This is a genomic window from Pseudomonas sp. 5.2, assembly GCF_059025405.1.
Window position 1 is genome coordinate 56,269 of sequence record NZ_JBYBHH010000017.1, and the last position, 18,399, is coordinate 74,667.

Below are 18,399 nucleotides of genomic sequence, written 5' to 3' on the forward strand. Positions count from 1 at the left end.
TCGCCGAAAGGTCCCGCCATGCCCGCCTCCAGCCTCTCGCCCGTCCCTGCCCCGCAAGCCCGGGATCGCCTGCTGGAGGCGGCCAGCACGCTGTTTGCCAGCCGCGGCTACCAGGCCATCGGCCTGCGCGACCTGGCCAGCCACCTGGGCTTGCATGCCGGGTCGCTGTACCACCACATCGAGAGCAAGCAAGGGCTATTGTTCGAGCTGATCGAATCGAGCCTGGCCGACTTGCTGTACGAAACCCGACAATGCCTCAAAGGCGCCCGCTCCACCAGCGAGCGCTTGCAGTGCTTCGTCCAGGCCTTTGTCGCCTACAGCCAGGCCAACCCAGACAAGCTGACCCTGCTAACGCGGGAGGCGGTCAACCTGAGTGAGGAGCAGGTGTTGCAGGTGGAACAGTTGAAGGCCGAATACAGCGGGCTGCTCAGCGACATTGTCGCGGCCGAATGCGGGCTACCTGCAGCCCGCGCACGGTCGATTGCCCATGCAGTGCTGGGCCTGCTGTGCGGGCAGGCGCAGTGGGGGCGGTGATGATGGCGCGGGAGCAACTGGTGATGTTTGTGCAGGGGATTGTTGGGACGGGCAAACCGTCTAAGCACGCAATGCCTCTGTAGCCGACTGGTCAGCGGAATAAGAATATAAGTTCTTATTCTTTTTTAGCCGCACCCAAATTCCTCTATAACACTCCCAACTGTACAGCCGCCAACACCCGGCCAACTGTCTGCAGCGCAACACCCGATCAACAGCCAGCGCCCGCACGGCAACATCGCCCCGGGCGCTAAAACGCGTAACCCGTTGATCTAAGATAGGTTTTATAAACGGCACGACGATTGCTCCAGCAAAGTCCCCCGCTCAACCCGAACCGGAGACTTGCCCATGAGCACCCCACTGAATGTCGTCGCCCTGTCTGGCGGTACTTCCCGCCCTTCGCGCACCTTGGCCCTGACCGAGGCGATCCTCGCGGAACTGGCCGAACACCTGAACATCAAGCCTCACCTCATCGACCTGGGTGACATTGCCCGCCCGTTGGGCAGTGCCCTGTGGCGCAGCGAGCTGCCCGAGGCCGTGGAGCAGCAACTGCGGCTGGTGGAAAAGGCCGACCTGCTGGTGGTGACCACGCCGGTGTACCGCGGCAGCTTCACTGGCCACTTCAAGCACCTGTTCGACCTGATCGGCCAGGACGCCCTGGTCGACACCCCAGTGCTGCTCGCCGCCACTGGGGGCAGTGAGCGCCACGCGCTGGTGCTCGATCACCAGTTGCGCCCGCTATTCAGCTTCCTGCAGGCCCTGACACTGCCGATTGGTGTGTTTGCCAGCCAAGCGGAACTGGCCGACTACCGCGTTTCCAGCGAGGCCCTCGCCGCGCGTATCCGCCTGGCCGCCGAACGTGCCGTGCCGCTGTTCGGCGCCCATCACGCGCTGCGCAAAAGCGCCTGAGGAGCGGCCATGAATGCACCGGTAAACACGGCACCACGCCCTGCCCTGGCCATCGCCCGCGAGTTGGCTGGGCAGTTCGCCCAGACCGCCGTCGAGCGTGACGAGCGCGGCGGTACGCCCAAGGCTGAGCGCGACGCGCTGCGTGGCAGCGGCCTGTTGTCGCTGACTATCCCACAGGCGTTCGGTGGCCAAGGCGCGAGCTGGTTCGATACTTTCGAAGTGGTGCGCGAGTTCGCCCGGGTCGACAGCTCCATTGCCCACGTCTTCGGTTTCCATCACCTGATGCTGGCCACCGTGCGCCTGTTTTCGCGCCCAGACCAATGGCAGCCGTGGTTCGAGCAGACTGCACGCAAGCAGTGGTTTTGGGGTAACGCCCTCAACCCGCTGGACACACGCACCGTGGTCAAGCACTTCGACGGTTGGTGCGAATTCTCTGGCAAGAAGAGCTTCTGCTCCGGTGCCAGCGACTCGGAAATGCTGATCGCCTCCGCCGTGGACGAACGCGCGGGCGGCAAACTGCTGATCGCCGCGATCCCCAGTGGCCGTACCGGTATCAGCCTGCACAGCGACTGGCACAACATCGGCCAGCGCCAGACCGACAGCGGCAGCGCCACGTTTGAACGGGTGCGGGTCGAGCACACTGAACTGCTGCTCGACCCAGGGCCGTTGAGCACGCCCTTCGCCGCCTTGCGCCCGCTGATCGCGCAGCTGCATTTCGCCAACCTGTTCCTGGGTATCGCCGAAGGCGCGTACGAAGAAGCCCGCCAGTACACCCTCAAGGAAAGCCGGCCGTGGTTCCGCTCAAACGCCACCACCACTGCCGAAGACCCTTATGTGCTGCGCCATTACGGCGAGTTCTGGGTCGGCCTGGAAAGCGTCCGTTTGCTGATCGAACGCGCTGCCCGCCAGCTCGATAGCGCCTGGGCCAAGGAGCATGCCTTAAGCGCAGAGGAGCGCGGCGACCTGGCCCTCGCCATCGGCACTGCCAAGGTTGCCGCCAGCCGCCATGGCCTGGACATCTGCAACCGGCTGTTCGAGGTCACCGGTGCCCGCGCTACCCACGCCTCGCTGCGCTTCGACCGCCACTGGCGCAACCTGAGGACACAGACCCTGCACGACCCCGTGGACTACCGCATCCATGAGTTGGGCGAGTGGGCCCTCAACGGCAAGCGCCCTGCCCCCTCCTTCTATTCCTGAGGATTGCCCATGCAACTGCTGACCCTCCCCCCGTCCCCGACACTGGCCACCTCAATCAGGGCGACCGCACAGGTTTTCGAAGACCCCAGGTCACAGGCGCTGCTCGCCCACCTGCAACAGGTCGCGCCGAGTGAGGCGAGCGTGCTGATCACCGGCGAAACCGGCACGGGCAAGGAGCTGGTCGCACGCCATATTCATAACCTCAGCGGCCGCCGTAACGGCCCATTCGTCGCGGTCAATTGCGGGGCGTTTTCCGAGTCGCTGGTGGAGGCCGAACTGTTTGGCCATGAAAAAGGCGCCTTCACCGGCGCCCTGGCGGCCAAGGCCGGCTGGTTCGAGGAGGCTGACGGCGGCACGCTGTTTCTCGATGAGATTGGCGACCTGCCCTTGCCGATCCAGGTCAAGCTGCTGCGGGTGTTGCAGGAGCGCGAAGTGGTGCGGCTGGGTTCACGCAAAAGCATCCCGATCAATGTGCGTGTACTGGCGGCGACCAACGTGCAGCTGGAGAAGGCCATCAATGCCGGGCATTTTCGCGAAGACTTGTATTACCGGCTGAACGTGGTGACCTTGCAGTTGCACCCGCTGCGTGACCGGCCAGGTGACATCCTGCCATTGGCGCGGCATTTCATTCGTAGCTACAGCGACCGGCTGGGCTACGGGCCGGTGGAACTGAGCCCGACGGCCCAGGCCAAGCTGGTTGACTATGCGTGGCCGGGCAATATCCGTGAGTTGGAAAACGTTATTCACCACAGCTTGTTGACCTGTGCTGACTGGGTGATCCAGGCGCAGGATTTGCGGCTGTCCAACCTGCGTATCGAACGGCAGGAGGAGCCTGCCAGCAATGCAGTGGAGGAACTGCTGCAGCGGGCGTTTAGCCAATTGTACGAGGAGCAGCCTGGGGGGCTGTACGAGAAGGTCGAAAATGCCCTGCTGCGCTCGGCGTACCGTTTTTGCCATTACAACCAGGTGCATACCGCGCAGTTGCTGGGGCTGTCGCGCAACATCACCCGGACCCGGCTGATCGCGATTGGCGAGTTGGTGGTGAACAAAAGGCGGGGGCAGGAGCAGCAGGTTATGGATAACCGGGTGGTGCGGTTGTCGATTTGAAATGTGCAGTGCCTGTACCGGCCTCTTCGCGGGCAAGCCCGCTCCTACAGGTATTCCACTGCTTTCAAGGCCAGTGAAGATCCTGTGGGAGCGGGTTTACCCGCGAAGAGGCCGGTACGGGCCACTCAAATGCTAGGTGCGGTCACCGCCATGATCATCGCCGACATCATGATCGGCCCCATCATCGGCGCCATGCCCTACACCGTGGGCCTCGCCAACACTGTGATTCGCGTCATGATTCGCTTCGTGGTTGGCCTCATGATTGGCCTCATGGTTGGCACCATCATCGGCGCCATTGCGTCCACTTTCACCACGGCCTGAGCTGGCATGCCCGCCGCCATCGCCGCTGTGTCCGCTCCCACTGCCGCCGTGGCCTCCACCGCCGCCACTGCCGCCACCATGACCACCTCCACCGCCGCCGCCACCGCCGCCGCTACCACCCCCACCGCCGCCATGACCACCGCCGCCACCGCCGCCACCATGGCCGCCGCCACCTCCACCACCGCCATCCTTCGCATACGCGCTGGACGCACCGCCAATGGAGTCAGGCACCAACACGGCCGACGCTGACAAAACCGCGCCGATTGCCAAAGCCAACAAGCATTTTTTGAGCATGTAGAGCCTCCGCTTGGAGTAGCACGGGGGTTGCACATGACACCCCGTGAGTTCCGGCCCCCCCATGGGGCGACCTGCAAACCAGTGCGGCCTTCCATCTGCAGCGGGTGAGCGAGATCCATCAGGGCCAACTGGCCAGTTGTTGCAGAATGTGTCTTACGTCCTGAGCGTAGTCATGCGCTAGCGCTTGTCACGACCAGTCATCCGAATGGCGCTTGAACAGGCGCTGTCCGCGGCATCAGGTCATAGGGGTGTTTCCAGCCTGGCGTGCCCTTGATCCGCGCTTTCCAGGCCTCGATATGAACGAATTCGTCCAGCGCGATACCCGTGTCTTCAGGCATGAACACATACCCCGCCAACGACAAGTCGGCGATGGTCAAGCGCCCGCCGACCATGAACGGCGTCTTCGCCAAATGTGCATCAACGATGCGATAGGCCGCCGTGGCGCGATCACGCAAGAACTTGGTCACATCGGTTTCGCCCATCTGTTTCAGGCAGTAGATAAACCGCAGCGCCGCGTAGTAGCTGGTGAACTTGTGGTTGTCGAACAGCATCCAGCGCCAGATCTCGCGCTTTTCGTCCTCATCGCGTGGGCCAAACTGGCCGGTCTGCTCAGCGAGGTATTCCAGGATCAAGGCCGATTGGGTGAACGACTTGCCCGCGTGTTCGAGCACCGGCACCTCGCCCTGCTCGTTCACTTCATCGCGCCAGGCCTGCTCGCGGGTCTGGCCGTTGAAAAAGTCGACGAACACCGGCTGCCAAGGCTGGCCGGTGAGTTCAAGCATGAGGGCGGCTTTGTAGGCATTGCCGGATTCGGCGAAGCAGTGGAGCGTGTATTCGGACATGGCAGACCTTCAGTTTCCTTTGAATGATCGTTAAGTGCCGGGGCTTTTGCACGGGCCAGTCACCGGCAAACCGAGCAAATCACGCAGGGCTTGCCGCGGTCAATTCAAAACCTCCCACGACCCGTCATTCCCGTTATATGCCCCCTGCCCGGGCCATGCGACAGTGAAGAAAACAACACGGATAAAACCCATGTACAGAAACACCTCTACCCCCGCGGATGACAACGGTTGCGGCTGGTTCCACCTCAGCTCCATGCGCCAGCCACGTGCCGCGCACCGGGGGCGGAGCGAAGCGCGCTGGGTGGTGCTCGGTGCTGGCTTCACCGGCCTTGCCGCCGCGCGGCAGCTGGCGCTGCATCACCCGGATGACGAGGTGATCCTGCTCGAAGCCCAGGAAGTCGGCTTTGGCGCCTCGGGCCGCAACTCGGGCTTTGCCATCGACCTGCCCCATGACATCGGCGCACCGGACTACATCGGTGAACTGGCCACGGCGCGGATGAACCTCAAGCTCAACCTGCGCGCGCAGTCGATACTGCACACGCTGATCCAGCAGCATGGCATCGACTGCCAGGTCCGCCCGGACGGCAAGTACCAGGCGGCGGTCGAAGACAAGGGGTTGGCGGTGCTCGAAGCGTACCGCAGCGGCCTGGAGAAACTCGGCCAGCCCTACCAGATGATCGATGCCCGTGATCTGCCCGAGCACTTCGGCACCGCGTTCTACCGCAAAGCGTTGTACACCCCAGGTACCCAGCTACTGCAGCCGGCCGCCTTGGCCAAAGGCCTGGCAGACAGCCTGCCCAGCAACGTGACGCTGTACGAACACACCACCATCACCCGCATCGAACAGGGCACGCGCATCACCCTCGCGCATGCCCATGGCGAGATCGTTGCCGAGCAGTTGCTGCTGACCAACAACGCCTTCGCCTCGTACTTCGGCTTCCTGCCGGGGCGGCTGCTGCCGATTTTCACCTACGCCAGCATGACCCGGCCCCTGAACGAAGACGAACAAGCACGCCTGGGTGGCAAGGCGACCTGGGGCATCATCCCCGCCGACCCGTTCGGCACCACCCTGCGACGCACCCCGGACCAGCGCCTGCTGGTGCGCAACAGCTTCAGTTTCAACGCCGATGGGCGCGCCAACCAGCGCCACCTGCAACGCGCCGGGCGACAGCACCGGGCGTCGTTCGAGCGGCGCTTCCCGATGCTCGCGGGTACGCCGTTCGAATTCACCTGGGGCGGTTCGATGTGCCTGTCGCGCAACCACCAATCGCACTTCGGCACGCTGGCACCCAATGTCCATGCGGCGCTGTGCTGCAACGGCCTGGGAATTACCCGGGGCACTGCCACCGGGACCCTGTTGGCCGACTGGCTGAGTGGCGAGCGTGACGAGCTGATCGACTTCCTGCTGGGCTCGGCCGGGCCCAACCGCAACCCGCCGGAGCCGCTGCTGAGCCTGGGCGTCAACCTGAACCTGCACTGGGGCCAGCGCCGCGCCGGCCTGGAAAGCTGACAAGGAGGCATCATGCATAGCCTGGGCATCCTCGGGGTCGGCGAGCTGACCGAAAAAGTCGTTATCGGCCTGCGCCGCGGTGGTTTCGACGGCGCGATCCTGCTGTCGCCACGCAACGCCCAGCGCGCCGAAACACTGGCCCACACACACGGTTGCCAGGTACTGCCGAACAATCAGGCGGTAGTCGACCAGGCCGAGGTGCTGATGCTGGGCGTGCGCCCGGAATCACTGGCACACCTGGCCGGCGAGGTACGCCTGCACCCCGGGCAACGCCTGCTGTCGTTGGCGGCAGGTGTGAACCTGCAACAGCTGCAAGCCGCCTTCCCCGCCGCTCACTGCGTGCGCGTGATGCTGTCTTATGCCGCGCAACACAACCAGTCCACGGTAGTCGTCTACCCCCCGGATGCCCCCACTGAGCAATGCCTCGCCGCGCTGGGCAACCTGGTGGTATTGCAAGATGAAGCCGCATTCGAGCTGGCCACGGTGGCCGCGTGCATGAATGGCTGGTTCTACTTCCTTTTGCACGACCTGCAGCAGTGGCTGGCTGACAAAGGCCTGCCCGCAACCGAAGCACGCGCCTTGGTGCTGGGCAACCTGCACGACTGTGTGAGCAGTGCCCAGCGCCAGCCCGAACACACGCTCAAGGCCCTGGGGCAAGCGATCGCCACGCCGGGCACCTTTACCGCCGATGGGCTGGCCGTGTTGATGCATCAACCGGTAAGTGCCAGCTGGGGCGCGGCCTGCGAAGTGGTGCTGGATGCGCTGTTGACTCGGTCGCGGTAGGCGCAGCCTTGTGCTGCGAAGAGGCCGGTAACAACGCCGTAAATCTTGGCTGATGTCGCCGGCCTCTTCGCAGCACAAGGCTGCGCCTACAGTGCCATTCACACTTCGCAATGCCATCCCACGACCCGTCCGAACCGTTATAGGGAACCCCTGCAACCCGGTGCCATAGTGCCGCCACGCAAGTGCGTCAAATAACAACAAGAGGTAAGTCCAATGTCTGTCCCCAAACGCTCCGTCGAAGATGCGCCACTCAATGCGTTCCATCGCAAACTGACGGTCTATTCCGCCGGTGGCCCGTTCCTCGACGGCTATGTGCTGAGCATCATCGGCGTGGCCATGCTGCAGATCACCCAGGCCCTGCAACTGTCGGCCTTCTGGGAGGGGCTGATTGCAGCTTCGGCGCTGATCGGGGTGTTCCTCGGCGGCTTCCTGGGTGGCTGGTTCACCGACAAATACGGGCGCAAGGTGCTGTACCTGGTCGACCTCATCGCCATTGTCGGTTTTTCGGTGGCGCAGTTCTGGGTCGAGTCGGCCTGGGCATTGTTCGCCTGGCGGTTGTTGATTGGTATCGCGGTCGGCGCCGACTACCCGATCGCTACCTCGCTGCTGGCCGAGTTCCTGCCACGCAAGCAACGCGGGCCGCTGCTGGCGGCAATGGTACTGATGTGGTTCGCCGGGGCCGCCGTGGCCTATGTGGTCGGTGAACTGTTGCTGCGCGTCGGCGGCGATGACGGCTGGCGCTGGGTATTGGCCAGTGCGTTGGTCCCGGGTGCGTTGTTCCTGATTGCCCGTAGCGGTACGCCAGAATCGCCACGTTGGCTGCTGAGCAAGGGCCGCACTGCCGAGGCGGATGCCGTGATCAAACGCGTCTATGGCCCGGATTACTCCATCGCCGACCTGCCCGAACACGTCAGCGGCAAACCGGTGTCGGTGTGGTCGCTGTTCCACTCCGGCTACGGCAAGCGCATGGCCTTCGTCACCCTGTTCTGGACCTGCGCCATCGTCCCGCTGTTCGCCATTTACGCGTTCGCCCCAAAGGTGCTGCAGGCGCTGAAGCTCACCGGCGACTGGGCCGCCTACGGCTCGATCGCCATCACCCTGCTGTTCACCCTGGGCTGCCTGCTGGCAACCAAGCTGATCAACCGCCTGGGGCGGCGCAAGATGCTGATCCACAGCTTCCTCTGGTCGGGCATGTCGCTGGTGCTGCTGGGCGTGTTCCCCGACGCATCGCCCACCACCGTGCTGGTGCTGTTTGGCGCCTACGCGGTGTTGATCGGCGGCGCTCAGGTGCTGGAATACGTCTACCCCAACGAGTTGTTCCCCACCGAGATCCGCGCGTCTGCCGTTGGCCTGGCCACTTCGCTGTCGCGTATCGGCGCGGCCGTGGGCACCTACCTGGTGCCTATTTCCCTGGCCACCTATGGCATTGCCAACACCATGTTCGCCGCCGCGTTGATCTCACTGTTCGGTGCACTGATCTCGTGGTGGCTGGCCCCAGAGACCAGCAAGCTCGACCTGCAGCAAGCCGCCGCGTTGGGCGGGGCCGCCCCTGCACCGTCACCGTCCTACAAAAACGTTGCCCGAAAAGCCTGAAGGAGCCACATCATGAGCCAAGTGCTTACCGTTGTCCGCAATGCCGCTGCCTCGCCCCTGGGTGTACCAGCCCCTGCCCGTCTGCCGATCGGCGAACCGATCGCCCACGCCGCCAGCGCCCAGGACCAGACCGATGAAGCGGTGGGCGCCAGCATCGGCATCTGGGAAAGCAGCCCCGGGGTGTTCCGCCGTTTCCTGAAAAACCGCGAGTTCAGCCATATCGTCAGCGGCAGCTGCACCTTTACCCCCGACGGTGGCGAGCCGGTCGAGCTGCGGGCGGGCGATGCGGTGCTGTTCCCGGAGAACTGCGAAGGCGTGTGGGAGATCCACGAGACCCTGCGCAAGACCTACGTACTGTTCTGAGGAGCGCGCTGATGATCGAACGTATCAACCCCGGCAAACGGGCCAGCCAGATGGTACTGGTAGATGGCCGCCTGGAAACCTCCGGGATCGTCGCCCTTGCACCGGGCGATATCGCTGCGCAGACGCGGTGCGTGCTGGCGCAGCTGGAGCAGTGGCTGGAGCAGGTTGGCGCAGGTAAGGGCAACCTCACCCGCGTGCAGATCTGGCTGGCTGACATGGAAGAGTTTGCGGCGATGAATGAGGTGTATGACGCCTGGGTCGGGCAGCAACCACCGGTGCGGGCGTGTGTGGGGGCTGCGCTGGCGGCGCCTGAGTATCGGATCGAAATTCAGGCTTTTGGTCAGCTTTGATAGCGCCGGGGCCGCTTTGCGGCCCATTCGCAGGCAAGCCAGCGCCTACACGGGTAGCGCTGGAGATGGCTACACAGCTACAGCTCCGGGTCCAAGCCTACTTTGTCCCCATGCCAGTCAAACCGCTCCACTTCATGCCGCCGTTTGCGGAAGCTGTAAGGCGTCTCGCCGTACTGCTTGCGGAACCACAAGATGAAGTGCGACGCATCGGAAAAGCCACACGCCAAGGCAATGGTGGTGATGTTCTGGCTGGTATTCACCAGCAAGCGCCGGGCGTGGTCCAGGCGCAGCTTGCGCCAGTAGTTGGCCGGTGGCTCTTGTGTGTTGGCGACGAATTCGCGGTGCAACTGCCGCGGGTGCGTGCCCACTGCCTCGGCCACGGCCTTGAGGGTCATCGAGGCATCCAGGTTGGCGCGCATGAAGGCAATGGCCCGTTGCACACGGTCGTTCTGGTAAACGCTTTCGCTGGCGGCCTTGTCCTCTTGCGCGTCGGCTCGCTCATCCACCAGCAGGTACTCCAAACCCTTCTGCGCCCGCACCGCACCGCAGTGCCGGCGAATCAGGTTGGCCGCCAGGTCGATGGCCGTGCCGCCCGGGCAGGTGATAATGCCGCGGTCATCCACATAGCTTTTGTCGATCACGGCGGTGGACAGCGGGAAGCGCTCCTTGAACTCATCGCGCAAGGTAAAATGCAACGCGCACCGCCGGCCATCGAGCAGGCCGGCCTTGCCCAGCACGAACGAACCTGAACACAGGGCGATGATCGGGATATTGGCGGCATACACCTCACGCAGCGCATCGAGTAGCCAGTCTGGTGGGTTACGCGTTTCGCCCAACAGCCCGCCCGCCAGCACGATGTAGTCGTACTGGGCAAACAGGTTGAGCGGTTTGGTCGGCGAAATGGGCATGCCGCAACTGGCGGTGATCGGCTGGTCGTCCAGGGTCATCCAGTCCCATTGGCAATACACTTGCTGGCTGCGGAACGACTTGTCGGCGGCGAAGCGCAGCGAGTCGACCAGGCCAGCGACCGGGACCAGGGTGAACTGGTTGAGGAGCACGAAGCCGACCCGCAGTTCAGGCTTGATCTGCGAGGCGGCTTCGGGGGGCTGTGGTTGTTGTTGATCTTGTAGGGCGACCATGGACGCTGCTCACATGACATCCGAAGTGGGTGTCATTCTAGGCGTCTTCAGGCGTCCGCCATATCATATTTAGCGCCAAGAATAGTAGATTTCCGACATGAAATAGCTCATCAGCTACAATATACGCAACTGCTGCCAGTCCCTTTTCTCTCGGTAATTGACGCCCTGCGCCTTAGGATTGGCACCCAACACACTGTTGTCATCTTTGAGCTGAACCGCGAGGAGGCGCTTGGTCCCTTTGAAATCGAACTCATAAATCGGTCGGCCGACTTTGCCTGGTTTGACACCTTGCATGCCGACGATGCTACCGTGGATCAAGGCCGTCATCACCACATTGACGATGGGTTTTCTTCCAACAAAGCCCATGCGCGCGAAGTCGGCTCTGTGCTCGGTGGTAATATGGCTTAAACCCTGTGTTGTTGTACCCTCGTCCAAGAAAACAACCTGTCGTTTACCTGTATCGGGGTTTATCCTTTGGCCTATTGCCGCAACGCTGCTCATATTCAATTGTCTATCCCGAGGAATCTCCGACTTCAGACGATCAAATAGTTCGCTGCCGTTAAGACCGAACTCACTCTCGAAATTGACTTCCTTTGCCGTACTCTCCTTCTTTTTTTCCGCCTTTTTTTCCTTTTTTTCCTTACGAGTAGGTACGGATTCCCATTCCTCCTTGGCCGGACTATCTGCAGTAGGTAGCTCTGGGCCGGAAGATAAGGCCACCGCGCCAGCACCGTCACGGCTCGGCCCTGCTGAAGATGAGGTTGACGCGACCGGTTCACTTACAGCTCCATCACTGCCGTTCGCAACCGGCGTGCCTTGTGCTCCGGAACTGTTCCCCCCGCCCTTTTTCTTGCCCCCTCGCAACCCCAGCTCATCAACCAATGTCATCGGGTTGTTACGCACCATCGCGTACAAGTTCAAACCATCCACCGTGCCTGCCGGGTCCGCGCTCAACCACCGCCCCAGCCAAGGCTGGTAATAGCGATACCCGTAGTAGTACAGCCCCGTCGCATCACGCTCCTTGCCCGAATAACGAACGAACTTGTAGCGCCCCTGCACTTCGCTGCGAGCGGCCCATACCGCAGTGCCGCCGTACGGGTAGTACTCCTCTCGGCTGATCACCGCACCACTGCCATCGACCTCCAGGCAACCGCTGCCCAGCTGGTCGGCGTAGCTGTAACGCAATTGCGCGTCGGCAAATTCTGGCGGTTTACCTGAAGCCCAGTGCAAGGCCCGCACCTGGGCGTGCCCAGCTTCGCCCACCAGCACCACCTGCAGCTGCTCGGTCAGCGTGCCGCCCTGAGTTGTACTGCGCAGCTCCAGGCCTGGCAGATACTGCGCACGTTGCGTGCGCATGTGGGTCGCGGTCTTTTGGGTACTGACCTTGAGCACCCGTTGGTTGCCGATGTCATAACGGTAACTTTCGCCATCGTCCTCCGCCCCTTCGCGCATGACCTGGGTAACGGCGTGCAACTCACCGCGCGGTGTCCAGCTCAGTTGCTGCCCCGGCAACAACGCCTTTTGCTGGCCACTGGCATTGAACAACGCCTCGACGGCGGCCGGGTCCTGGGTGAGCGTGCTGTCCACCGCCCGGTTGCTGCGGTCACTGACAGTGATATCGGTGGTGTAGCTATGGTTTGTGGCAGGCGCGCTGTGGCGGATGCGGGTCAGGTTGCCCGCCATGTCGTAGGTATAGGTACGGTTGTAACGGCTGTAGGTGACGTTATCGAGGGTCGCCATATCCGGCAGGTTGGCGCCCTGCTGGCCGGCATTGGCCATCTCGCGCCCGGTGGCGCTGGCCAGCTGGTACAGGCTGTCATAGACATAGGTGCTTAGCGGTTCGACTTTCTGATTGCGCCAGAAGCGGGTTTCTTCGGCGTCGTTGCGCACACTCAGCACATTGCCCACCGGGTCGTAGGCGTAGCGCAGGTCTTGCAGCACCTTGGCCCCTTGCGCGTGCCCTGTCGGGCGCTCGGTACGGACTTCGGCCAGCCGCTGGGTGCGCGGTTCGTAGCAGTAATGGGTGACCAAGCCGTTACCGTGCTCCTCGCGCAGCTTTTGCCCAGCCGCCGAATAGCTCAGGGCTTTGAGAATGACCTGCTCAGGGCCGCCCTTGAGCGTCAGCCAACGCTGCGTGAGCAGGCCCGCCACGTCGTAAGCCTGGCGACGCAGATGGCCTGCGGCATCACGCGTAGTCAAGGGTGCACCGGTCGCATCCACCGTGGTCAGCGTGGTGCTGGCTTCGCTTTCCGGCTGCAGTTGGGCCTCCCAATCAGCAGGCTGCTCACTTTGCCAATCCGCCCCTACCTGCGGGTTATCGGCATCCGCCAGCAAGCGTTGCGTGGTCTCTAGCGGGACGCCGGTCAAGCCAACGCCATGGGTCTGCAGCAAACCGGCGGTGTGGTAGTGCTGGCTTGCCTGGCCCGCCAAATTGTGGGCTTTTTCTGCGGCGCTGTTGCCGGCATAGACCAGCCGCTCCAGCCGACACGCCACGTCGCCGTTGACCTGTTCGCTGATCCCCAGTAGGCGCCCTGGCAGGTTGGCGTTCTCGTAATGCCAGATGCGGGTGACCGCCTCACTGCGCAGGTGCTCGCCGTGTTCATCGAGCGCGATTCGCGACACCGCCAGCAACGGGCGCCCTGCTGCATCGCTCAGGTTGATCGACACGCCGGCGTCGGCGCTTTGGGTGCAAACCGGGGTGCCGGCCAGGTCGGTCAGCCAGGCAAAGTTACCCCGGCCGCTGGCGTGCAGGCGCGGGTCGCTGCTGTGGGTCATGGAGCCCTTGGCGTCATGCTGCTGACGCGTAATCCGAGGTAGCGTCAGCGTCGGCGTGTCTGGGTGGCGGTGGTAGTGGATAGTCCGGGCCACCAGGCCGCGGTTGTCCACGACCGTGACGGTAGGGGTATTGCGGTGGACAGCGTTGTCCGAAAGAGCAGGCATCGCGTGCCTCCTGTTCTTGAAATCTGCATGGGGTTGAGTGGATGGCGCGCGCCAGGTAGCGCGCGCCATCAAGGTCGCGCTCAGGCCGTGTCGTTCTCGTCCTGCGCCACCGTGAACCAGGGGTAGTACTCGGTACGCCGCTCCCAGCCCGCGGCGGTGAGGACGCGGTAAACGCGCCCCATGGCGTCATACAGCTGGGTATCGGCATACAGCCCGGGGTGGCCGCTGTCATCGCTTACAGGGCGCCAGTCATCAAGGTAGTACGGCAACCAGGTGCGCACGGGCTGGCCTTTGTTGTCGTACTCGGTCTTGCCGGTTACCGCCCAGCGTCGCGCTGCCGGCTGCACGAGCGCAGCACCGTTGGCATCGCGCTCAAGGCTGCCTGCGGCGGTACGCACCCACGCATCGCCAGGCGCACTCAGCACAGCGGTCTGCAACAGGCGGCCGGCGCCATCGCTGTGCGCCACGTTTACGCGCAGCTGCTGCGCAGGGTCGCCGTCGTAGCGGTCGGTCTGCAGGCTGATGATGTGCGGTGGCTGGCGGCTTTCGCCGTCGTCCACAGCGGCCAGGCCATTGGCCTTGAGCAGGCGACGCAGCGCCAGCTCGCCCATACGGGTAGCCAGAGGGCGCCCTTGGCTGTCACGTGCCAAGGGCATCCAGCTGTTGTTCACTACCCGATGCGCCGTGGCCACGGGTACCTCGCCTCCTTCGAGTGCCAGGATGCCCTCGACCGTTGCCGGCAGCGTGAATGCCTTGCCGCTGCTATAGCCGGCCAACTGGCCCTGTTCCGTGCCGTGGAAGCGGGTTTGTGTCACTCGCCCCAAGGCATCGAGGCTGACCTGGTGCTGGTTGTCGTTGGCATCGGTCATGGTTACGGGTGTGAGGAAACGCCAGTCATGCTCGAAGCCGGTTTCCAGGCCAGCGGCGTCGGTTATCTTCAGCACTTGCAGGGCGTGTGGGCTCCAGTCAACACGCTGCTCGCCAAGCAGCTCGCTGGCACGCAGCGTGGCCAGTCGATAAAACAGAGGCGCCCCCTGGTGCTTGATCAGGTCGTGGCGGCTGACATACACCTGCTTGCCGTCCTCGGCCAAGGCGATGAGGTGATAGCCGCCGTTGGCCTGCCACTGTGCCAGCTCGTGCGGCAAAAGCGTTGTCTCGAGCGCAGCCAAGGTGGCGTGTTCGAGCATGGCGGTTTCGCGGTAGGCCACCAGCGCCTGGCGGATTGGCGCCGCGGTCAGTTGCCCCTGGGCATCGCACCATTGCTTGCGCTGGTAGCCCGACAGCGTGGCAGCGTCCAGGCCCTCCAACGGGCTGCCGGGTGCCAGCAGATTTTCCACGCTGAAGCCGCCCTGCGGCAGCGCGTGCGCTGGCAGCGCCAGCACATCGGTACGGGTCGCTTCAATCAGCCCGGACACGTAATCATGGCCGTCCTCCAGGTTGCGTACCCGATGGCGCGCGTGCTCAAGCCAGGCCATGTCCTGCTGAGGGTCGCGGGCATCGTCCAGCAAACCGGCTGGCAGCGAGGCTGGATAAGGCGATGGGGAGACTGCAACCCGGCGCGGGTAATGCACCTGCACCTGCTGCAGGACATGGCCGTACTTGTCTTGGCCAATCACCAGTGCCTGCGTGATAACCGGGTCTTGGACAATGCGCTCGGTGGTGAAGGCCAGGCTCTCTATTGCCGTTACCAAGGCCGCAGGCCGGTCGGCGTGCGCGGTCTCGTAAACCCGCACTTGCCAGCGCTGACGGGTGATGCTGTACGGCACCCCAGCGTGTTCAGTGCCGTCAAGGCCGTAGGTTTCACTGCGCACTTGCGCCCCTTTCAAGGCACAAAGCAGCCAACGCCGGGCTGCACCTTGCGGCGAGTAAGGCACATCGCAGTCACCTTCAAGGCGAGTGAAGCGCACCGGTTGCAAGGGAAAGTCCGCCTCTGCGCTGCGCTGCCCATCAAGGCCCTGTGGCGCGATGCTGTCCAGGTCTTCGATGCCACTGAGGAACCAATGGCGTATTTGCGCCGGCGGCGAACGCTCGGCGGCCGTGCCCTGGGCGTCGCTCAGGGTGTCGGTCTGGATCAACTGCCTGAAACCGCGAAACTCGCGCTCGACTGGGTCCCAGACCGGGCTCTGATAGCGCATGCCACTGACAGTACGCAGGCCACTGATGTCGTCCACAAGGGTCACCTGGGCCAAGGTGTGAACCGGGAACGGCAAGCGACTGATCGCCGCCTTGCCCTCCCCTTGCAGGGCACGCTTTTCATCCAGCCAGCTCTGCGCCGAACTGCGGTAATCGAAAAGCGTACGACCACCGGTGTTGCTGCACACCTCGGCCAGCAACCAGGGGCGTCGGTCGTTGAAGCGGTACGCCCAACTGCGTGGAGAGAGGTGCGGCACAGTCAGCACCAGCTCTGCACAACCCTGCCCGCGCAAATCGACCAGTTGCAGCTTGCAGCTGGCATCGAGCACAACCTCCTCCGGCGCTGGCACGCAATGGCTTTCGACGAAGCGATTACCGTTATGGCTGACGAATACCCGGATGCGGTCGGCGTCCACATAAAGGATATCGGTAGTACCACTGCCGTCGGTATCGCCAAGCAATACCCGCGAGGCGTTGAAATGTTCGATGGCAAAACCCGGCATCTGCACAGGGTTGGCAAAATGACCGTGGCCAAGCATCGGCCAGTAGGTGACGCCCTCGGCCGTGACCTCGATCAATTGCTGCAAACCTGTGCCCGCAAGATCGGCAAATGCCACCAGCCGGTGCTCACCGCCAGGCAATGGCAGCGTGGGGCCTGCCACGATGTCGCTGGCGGGCTGCCAGCCGGCACCACGTACCCTGGCAGACAGACGCACGCTACGTGGCCCGATCATCACCAGGTCCTGCTGCCCGCCACCGCTGAAGTCGACCAGTTGCGCATCCCCATGGGCCAGCTCGCTGGGCATGGCGTCGGCGGCAATGAAGTCACCCCATTGCCCATCCGGCGTCAGGGTGAAGCTGCCGCGAACACCCGGCAGGTTGACCAGCCATTGTGGCTGGCCGTCACCCTCGAGGTCGGCCAGCATTCCTGTGCCTGGGCGTGGCGCTCCCGGTAATACCTGTGACTCGCCCCACGTGATGGCATCGCCACCCAGGTCACTGTTGCGTTCTGGCGCGCGATACCACCAGGCACCGGCATCCTGGAACAGCAAACCCGGCACCCCCTCGCCGTGAAGATCTACCATCTGCCAGTGCGGCGCACTGAAGCCATCGAGGTCGGGCAATGCCTCCCAGCCTGAGTGCTGACGCCCTGGGCGACTCGGCTCGAATTCCACCGGCGGCAGCAACAACGGCGTGCCATCCGTTTCGTAAGCGACCTGTTGCGCGGCGACCAGCACTGAGGCAACACCCGATGCGTCATACCCCAGGTGCAAGCGCGAAACCAGTTGCGGGCTTGGGTCAGCGTCCCCGGCCATCATGCGCGTACGGTGCCACAGCAGCACCTCGTGGCAAAGCCGCCGCACCCGTTTATCGAAGCCCAAGCGCCAGTACGAAAAGCAGTCCTCGCGCACCGGCCAGGGTGCCTTCACCTCGAACGCTGGTGGGGTGTTCACATCCACGCCGCGTTCGCCGTAATCCAGCTGCATCACGGTCATGAAATCATCCGGGCGAAAGGCCTGCTGCGGTATCAGCAGCGCTGCGCTTGGGGTTGCATTCATGGCGTGGACGGCAACCAGGTGGTGTTGGCAACCTGCGGGTGCATGGCCTGTTCGTGCGCATCGCAGCCCGCCTGGTCTTCGCTGCGGTAGGTGTAGACCACGTGCTCCCCCGTGGCACTGACGGTCTCTTCGGCAAACCAGCACGCGACCTCTGCCGGTTTGCCGGGCTTGGCTAGGCGAGCTGAGGCCGACCAGCCAAACAGCGTAATGCTGCCGTCGGCATGGTATTGCAGCCAGAAGCCCGGCGAGTCGGGGCTTGCTTGCGCTTGCCAATGCTCCAGGCGCTGGTCGCGGCCGCCACTGCGCTGCACCCAGGCGGTTACCGTGTGAGCAGCGGGGGTATCGGAAAACGGCAAACTGGCGACAGTGCGCGGCGCCCCGCGGTCGAGCAGGATTTCCTCGCCGTCGGGGCCCTGCCAACGGTCACTGCGGGTGTATCGGGGGACACCCAGGCGGTCCAGGCGGCAGACAGTGGGCGGGCTACACTGCCAGCCAGCACCGAAGGCATCATTACCTGCCGAAGAACGGTAGGCCAGGCTCAACGGTGGCGACAACGCGCGGCCGACCGGCAATGGTAATGGCAGCGACCAACCTGCGGCGCCGTCGGCGCTGCCGACTGACAGCATGCCTCCGCCCGCCGAAACCGTACCGCCGCCCTTGGGCAGCGAGGGGGGGCTGAACACAGGTTCACCGCCGGCACCCGAAGGGGTGACAGACATATCATTCATGATGTTGCTCCTTGACGACCCCCGCGCCTTGGCGCAAGGGTCAGGAAATAGGAAATCGGCCTCAGCGGGAGGGCACCGGGGTGCCCTCCCCTGTTCC

Annotated in this window: 16 protein-coding genes; 11 read left to right on the forward strand and 5 right to left on the reverse strand. The window is 63.6% G+C overall.

Annotated elements, in window-relative coordinates; translation table 11 throughout:
- Nucleotides 1–18: 18 nt before the first annotated feature.
- The 6 genes from AC5PZ0_RS22650 to AC5PZ0_RS22675 all read left to right on the forward strand — a co-directional run bounded on the left by AC5PZ0_RS22650 (nucleotide 19) and on the right by AC5PZ0_RS22675 (nucleotide 4,314).
- Nucleotides 19–534, forward strand: a complete 516-nt coding sequence (locus AC5PZ0_RS22650; protein ID WP_493855778.1) for a TetR/AcrR family transcriptional regulator — start codon at nucleotides 19–21, stop codon at nucleotides 532–534.
- 345 nt (nucleotides 535–879) lie between these two features.
- Nucleotides 880–1,440, forward strand: a complete 561-nt coding sequence (msuE, locus tag AC5PZ0_RS22655; protein ID WP_099428959.1) for an FMN reductase — start codon at nucleotides 880–882, stop codon at nucleotides 1,438–1,440.
- 9 nt (nucleotides 1,441–1,449) lie between these two features.
- On the forward strand, nucleotides 1,450–2,637 hold the full coding sequence (locus AC5PZ0_RS22660) for an acyl-CoA dehydrogenase family protein (RefSeq protein WP_493855779.1): 1,188 nt from the start codon (nucleotides 1,450–1,452) through the stop codon (nucleotides 2,635–2,637).
- Between the two features lie 9 nt (nucleotides 2,638–2,646).
- Complete coding sequence (sfnR, locus tag AC5PZ0_RS22665; protein ID WP_493855780.1) at nucleotides 2,647–3,744, forward strand: sigma54-dependent transcriptional activator SfnR; 1,098 nt, start codon at nucleotides 2,647–2,649, stop codon at nucleotides 3,742–3,744.
- Nucleotides 3,745–3,894: 150 nt separating this feature from the next.
- The gene (locus AC5PZ0_RS22670; protein WP_493855781.1) at nucleotides 3,895–4,065 is read left to right on the forward strand and encodes a hypothetical protein; all 171 of its coding nucleotides are present in this window, start codon (nucleotides 3,895–3,897) and stop codon (nucleotides 4,063–4,065) included.
- Nucleotides 4,066–4,092: 27 nt separating this feature from the next.
- Nucleotides 4,093–4,314: a hypothetical protein gene (locus tag AC5PZ0_RS22675; protein ID WP_493855782.1), complete on the forward strand. Its 222-nt coding sequence runs from the start codon at nucleotides 4,093–4,095 to the stop codon at nucleotides 4,312–4,314.
- Nucleotides 4,315–4,559: 245 nt separating this feature from the next.
- Here AC5PZ0_RS22675 and AC5PZ0_RS22680 read toward each other — a convergent pair whose 3' ends face one another.
- Nucleotides 4,560–5,204: a glutathione S-transferase family protein gene (locus tag AC5PZ0_RS22680; RefSeq protein ID WP_099428956.1), complete on the reverse strand. Its 645-nt coding sequence runs from the start codon at nucleotides 5,202–5,204 to the stop codon at nucleotides 4,560–4,562.
- 190 nt (nucleotides 5,205–5,394) lie between these two features.
- Here AC5PZ0_RS22680 and AC5PZ0_RS22685 point away from each other — a divergent pair, with 190 nt between their 5' ends.
- From AC5PZ0_RS22685 to AC5PZ0_RS22705, 5 genes are all read left to right on the forward strand, one after another.
- A complete protein-coding gene (locus AC5PZ0_RS22685) occupies nucleotides 5,395–6,714 on the forward strand; it encodes an NAD(P)/FAD-dependent oxidoreductase (RefSeq protein ID WP_493855783.1) in 1,320 nt (439 codons plus the stop codon).
- A gap of 12 nt (nucleotides 6,715–6,726) precedes the next feature.
- On the forward strand, nucleotides 6,727–7,497 hold the full coding sequence (locus tag AC5PZ0_RS22690) for an NAD(P)-binding domain-containing protein (protein WP_493855784.1): 771 nt from the start codon (nucleotides 6,727–6,729) through the stop codon (nucleotides 7,495–7,497).
- Between the two features lie 213 nt (nucleotides 7,498–7,710).
- Nucleotides 7,711–9,090, forward strand: coding sequence for an MFS transporter (locus AC5PZ0_RS22695; RefSeq protein ID WP_099453710.1), 1,380 nt, complete (start codon nucleotides 7,711–7,713; stop codon nucleotides 9,088–9,090).
- A 12-nt stretch (nucleotides 9,091–9,102) separates the two neighbouring features.
- Nucleotides 9,103–9,453: a cupin domain-containing protein gene (locus AC5PZ0_RS22700; RefSeq protein ID WP_454243987.1), complete on the forward strand. Its 351-nt coding sequence runs from the start codon at nucleotides 9,103–9,105 to the stop codon at nucleotides 9,451–9,453.
- Between the two features lie 11 nt (nucleotides 9,454–9,464).
- Entirely contained in the window at nucleotides 9,465–9,803 is a 339-nt protein-coding gene (locus tag AC5PZ0_RS22705) for a RidA family protein (protein ID WP_493855785.1), read from the forward strand.
- Between the two features lie 77 nt (nucleotides 9,804–9,880).
- Here the strand turns inward: AC5PZ0_RS22705 and AC5PZ0_RS22710 are convergent, their stop codons facing one another.
- The 4 genes from AC5PZ0_RS22710 to AC5PZ0_RS22725 all read right to left on the reverse strand — a co-directional run bounded on the left by AC5PZ0_RS22710 (nucleotide 9,881) and on the right by AC5PZ0_RS22725 (nucleotide 18,302).
- Complete coding sequence (locus AC5PZ0_RS22710) at nucleotides 9,881–10,942, reverse strand: GlxA family transcriptional regulator (RefSeq protein WP_099428952.1); 1,062 nt, start codon at nucleotides 10,940–10,942, stop codon at nucleotides 9,881–9,883.
- A gap of 114 nt (nucleotides 10,943–11,056) precedes the next feature.
- Nucleotides 11,057–13,882, reverse strand: a complete 2,826-nt coding sequence (locus tag AC5PZ0_RS22715; RefSeq protein ID WP_493855786.1) for an RHS repeat-associated core domain-containing protein — start codon at nucleotides 13,880–13,882, stop codon at nucleotides 11,057–11,059.
- An 80-nt stretch (nucleotides 13,883–13,962) separates the two neighbouring features.
- Nucleotides 13,963–17,574 (reverse strand): toxin TcdB middle/C-terminal domain-containing protein, encoded by a 3,612-nt coding sequence (locus tag AC5PZ0_RS22720; RefSeq protein WP_493855787.1) that lies wholly within the window; start codon nucleotides 17,572–17,574, stop codon nucleotides 13,963–13,965.
- The gene (locus tag AC5PZ0_RS22725; RefSeq protein WP_493855788.1) at nucleotides 17,571–18,302 is read right to left on the reverse strand and encodes a SpvB/TcaC N-terminal domain-containing protein; all 732 of its coding nucleotides are present in this window, start codon (nucleotides 18,300–18,302) and stop codon (nucleotides 17,571–17,573) included. The genes AC5PZ0_RS22720 and AC5PZ0_RS22725 overlap by 4 nt, the downstream gene beginning before the upstream one ends.
- Between the last annotated feature and the right edge of the window lie 97 nt (nucleotides 18,303–18,399).

What these genes read in the sequence shown, in the direction of transcription:
- AC5PZ0_RS22650 (WP_493855778.1), top strand. Translation starts at nt 19, where the DNA reads ATGCCCGCCTCCAGCCTCTCGCCCGTCCCTGCCCCGCAAGCCCGGGAT.
- msuE (WP_099428959.1), top strand. Translation starts at nt 880, where the DNA reads ATGAGCACCCCACTGAATGTCGTCGCCCTGTCTGGCGGTACTTCCCGC.
- AC5PZ0_RS22660 (WP_493855779.1), top strand. Translation starts at nt 1,450, where the DNA reads ATGAATGCACCGGTAAACACGGCACCACGCCCTGCCCTGGCCATCGCC.
- sfnR (WP_493855780.1), top strand. Translation starts at nt 2,647, where the DNA reads ATGCAACTGCTGACCCTCCCCCCGTCCCCGACACTGGCCACCTCAATC.
- AC5PZ0_RS22670 (WP_493855781.1), top strand. Translation starts at nt 3,895, where the DNA reads ATGATCATCGCCGACATCATGATCGGCCCCATCATCGGCGCCATGCCC.
- AC5PZ0_RS22680 (WP_099428956.1), bottom strand. Translation starts at nt 5,204, where the DNA reads ATGTCCGAATACACGCTCCACTGCTTCGCCGAATCCGGCAATGCCTAC.
- AC5PZ0_RS22685 (WP_493855783.1), top strand. Translation starts at nt 5,395, where the DNA reads ATGTACAGAAACACCTCTACCCCCGCGGATGACAACGGTTGCGGCTGG.
- AC5PZ0_RS22690 (WP_493855784.1), top strand. Translation starts at nt 6,727, where the DNA reads ATGCATAGCCTGGGCATCCTCGGGGTCGGCGAGCTGACCGAAAAAGTC.
- AC5PZ0_RS22695 (WP_099453710.1), top strand. Translation starts at nt 7,711, where the DNA reads ATGTCTGTCCCCAAACGCTCCGTCGAAGATGCGCCACTCAATGCGTTC.
- AC5PZ0_RS22700 (WP_454243987.1), top strand. Translation starts at nt 9,103, where the DNA reads ATGAGCCAAGTGCTTACCGTTGTCCGCAATGCCGCTGCCTCGCCCCTG.
- AC5PZ0_RS22705 (WP_493855785.1), top strand. Translation starts at nt 9,465, where the DNA reads ATGATCGAACGTATCAACCCCGGCAAACGGGCCAGCCAGATGGTACTG.
- AC5PZ0_RS22710 (WP_099428952.1), bottom strand. Translation starts at nt 10,942, where the DNA reads ATGGTCGCCCTACAAGATCAACAACAACCACAGCCCCCCGAAGCCGCC.
- AC5PZ0_RS22715 (WP_493855786.1), bottom strand. Translation starts at nt 13,882, where the DNA reads ATGCCTGCTCTTTCGGACAACGCTGTCCACCGCAATACCCCTACCGTC.
- AC5PZ0_RS22720 (WP_493855787.1), bottom strand. Translation starts at nt 17,574, where the DNA reads ATGAATGCAACCCCAAGCGCAGCGCTGCTGATACCGCAGCAGGCCTTT.
- AC5PZ0_RS22725 (WP_493855788.1), bottom strand. Translation starts at nt 18,302, where the DNA reads ATGAATGATATGTCTGTCACCCCTTCGGGTGCCGGCGGTGAACCTGTG.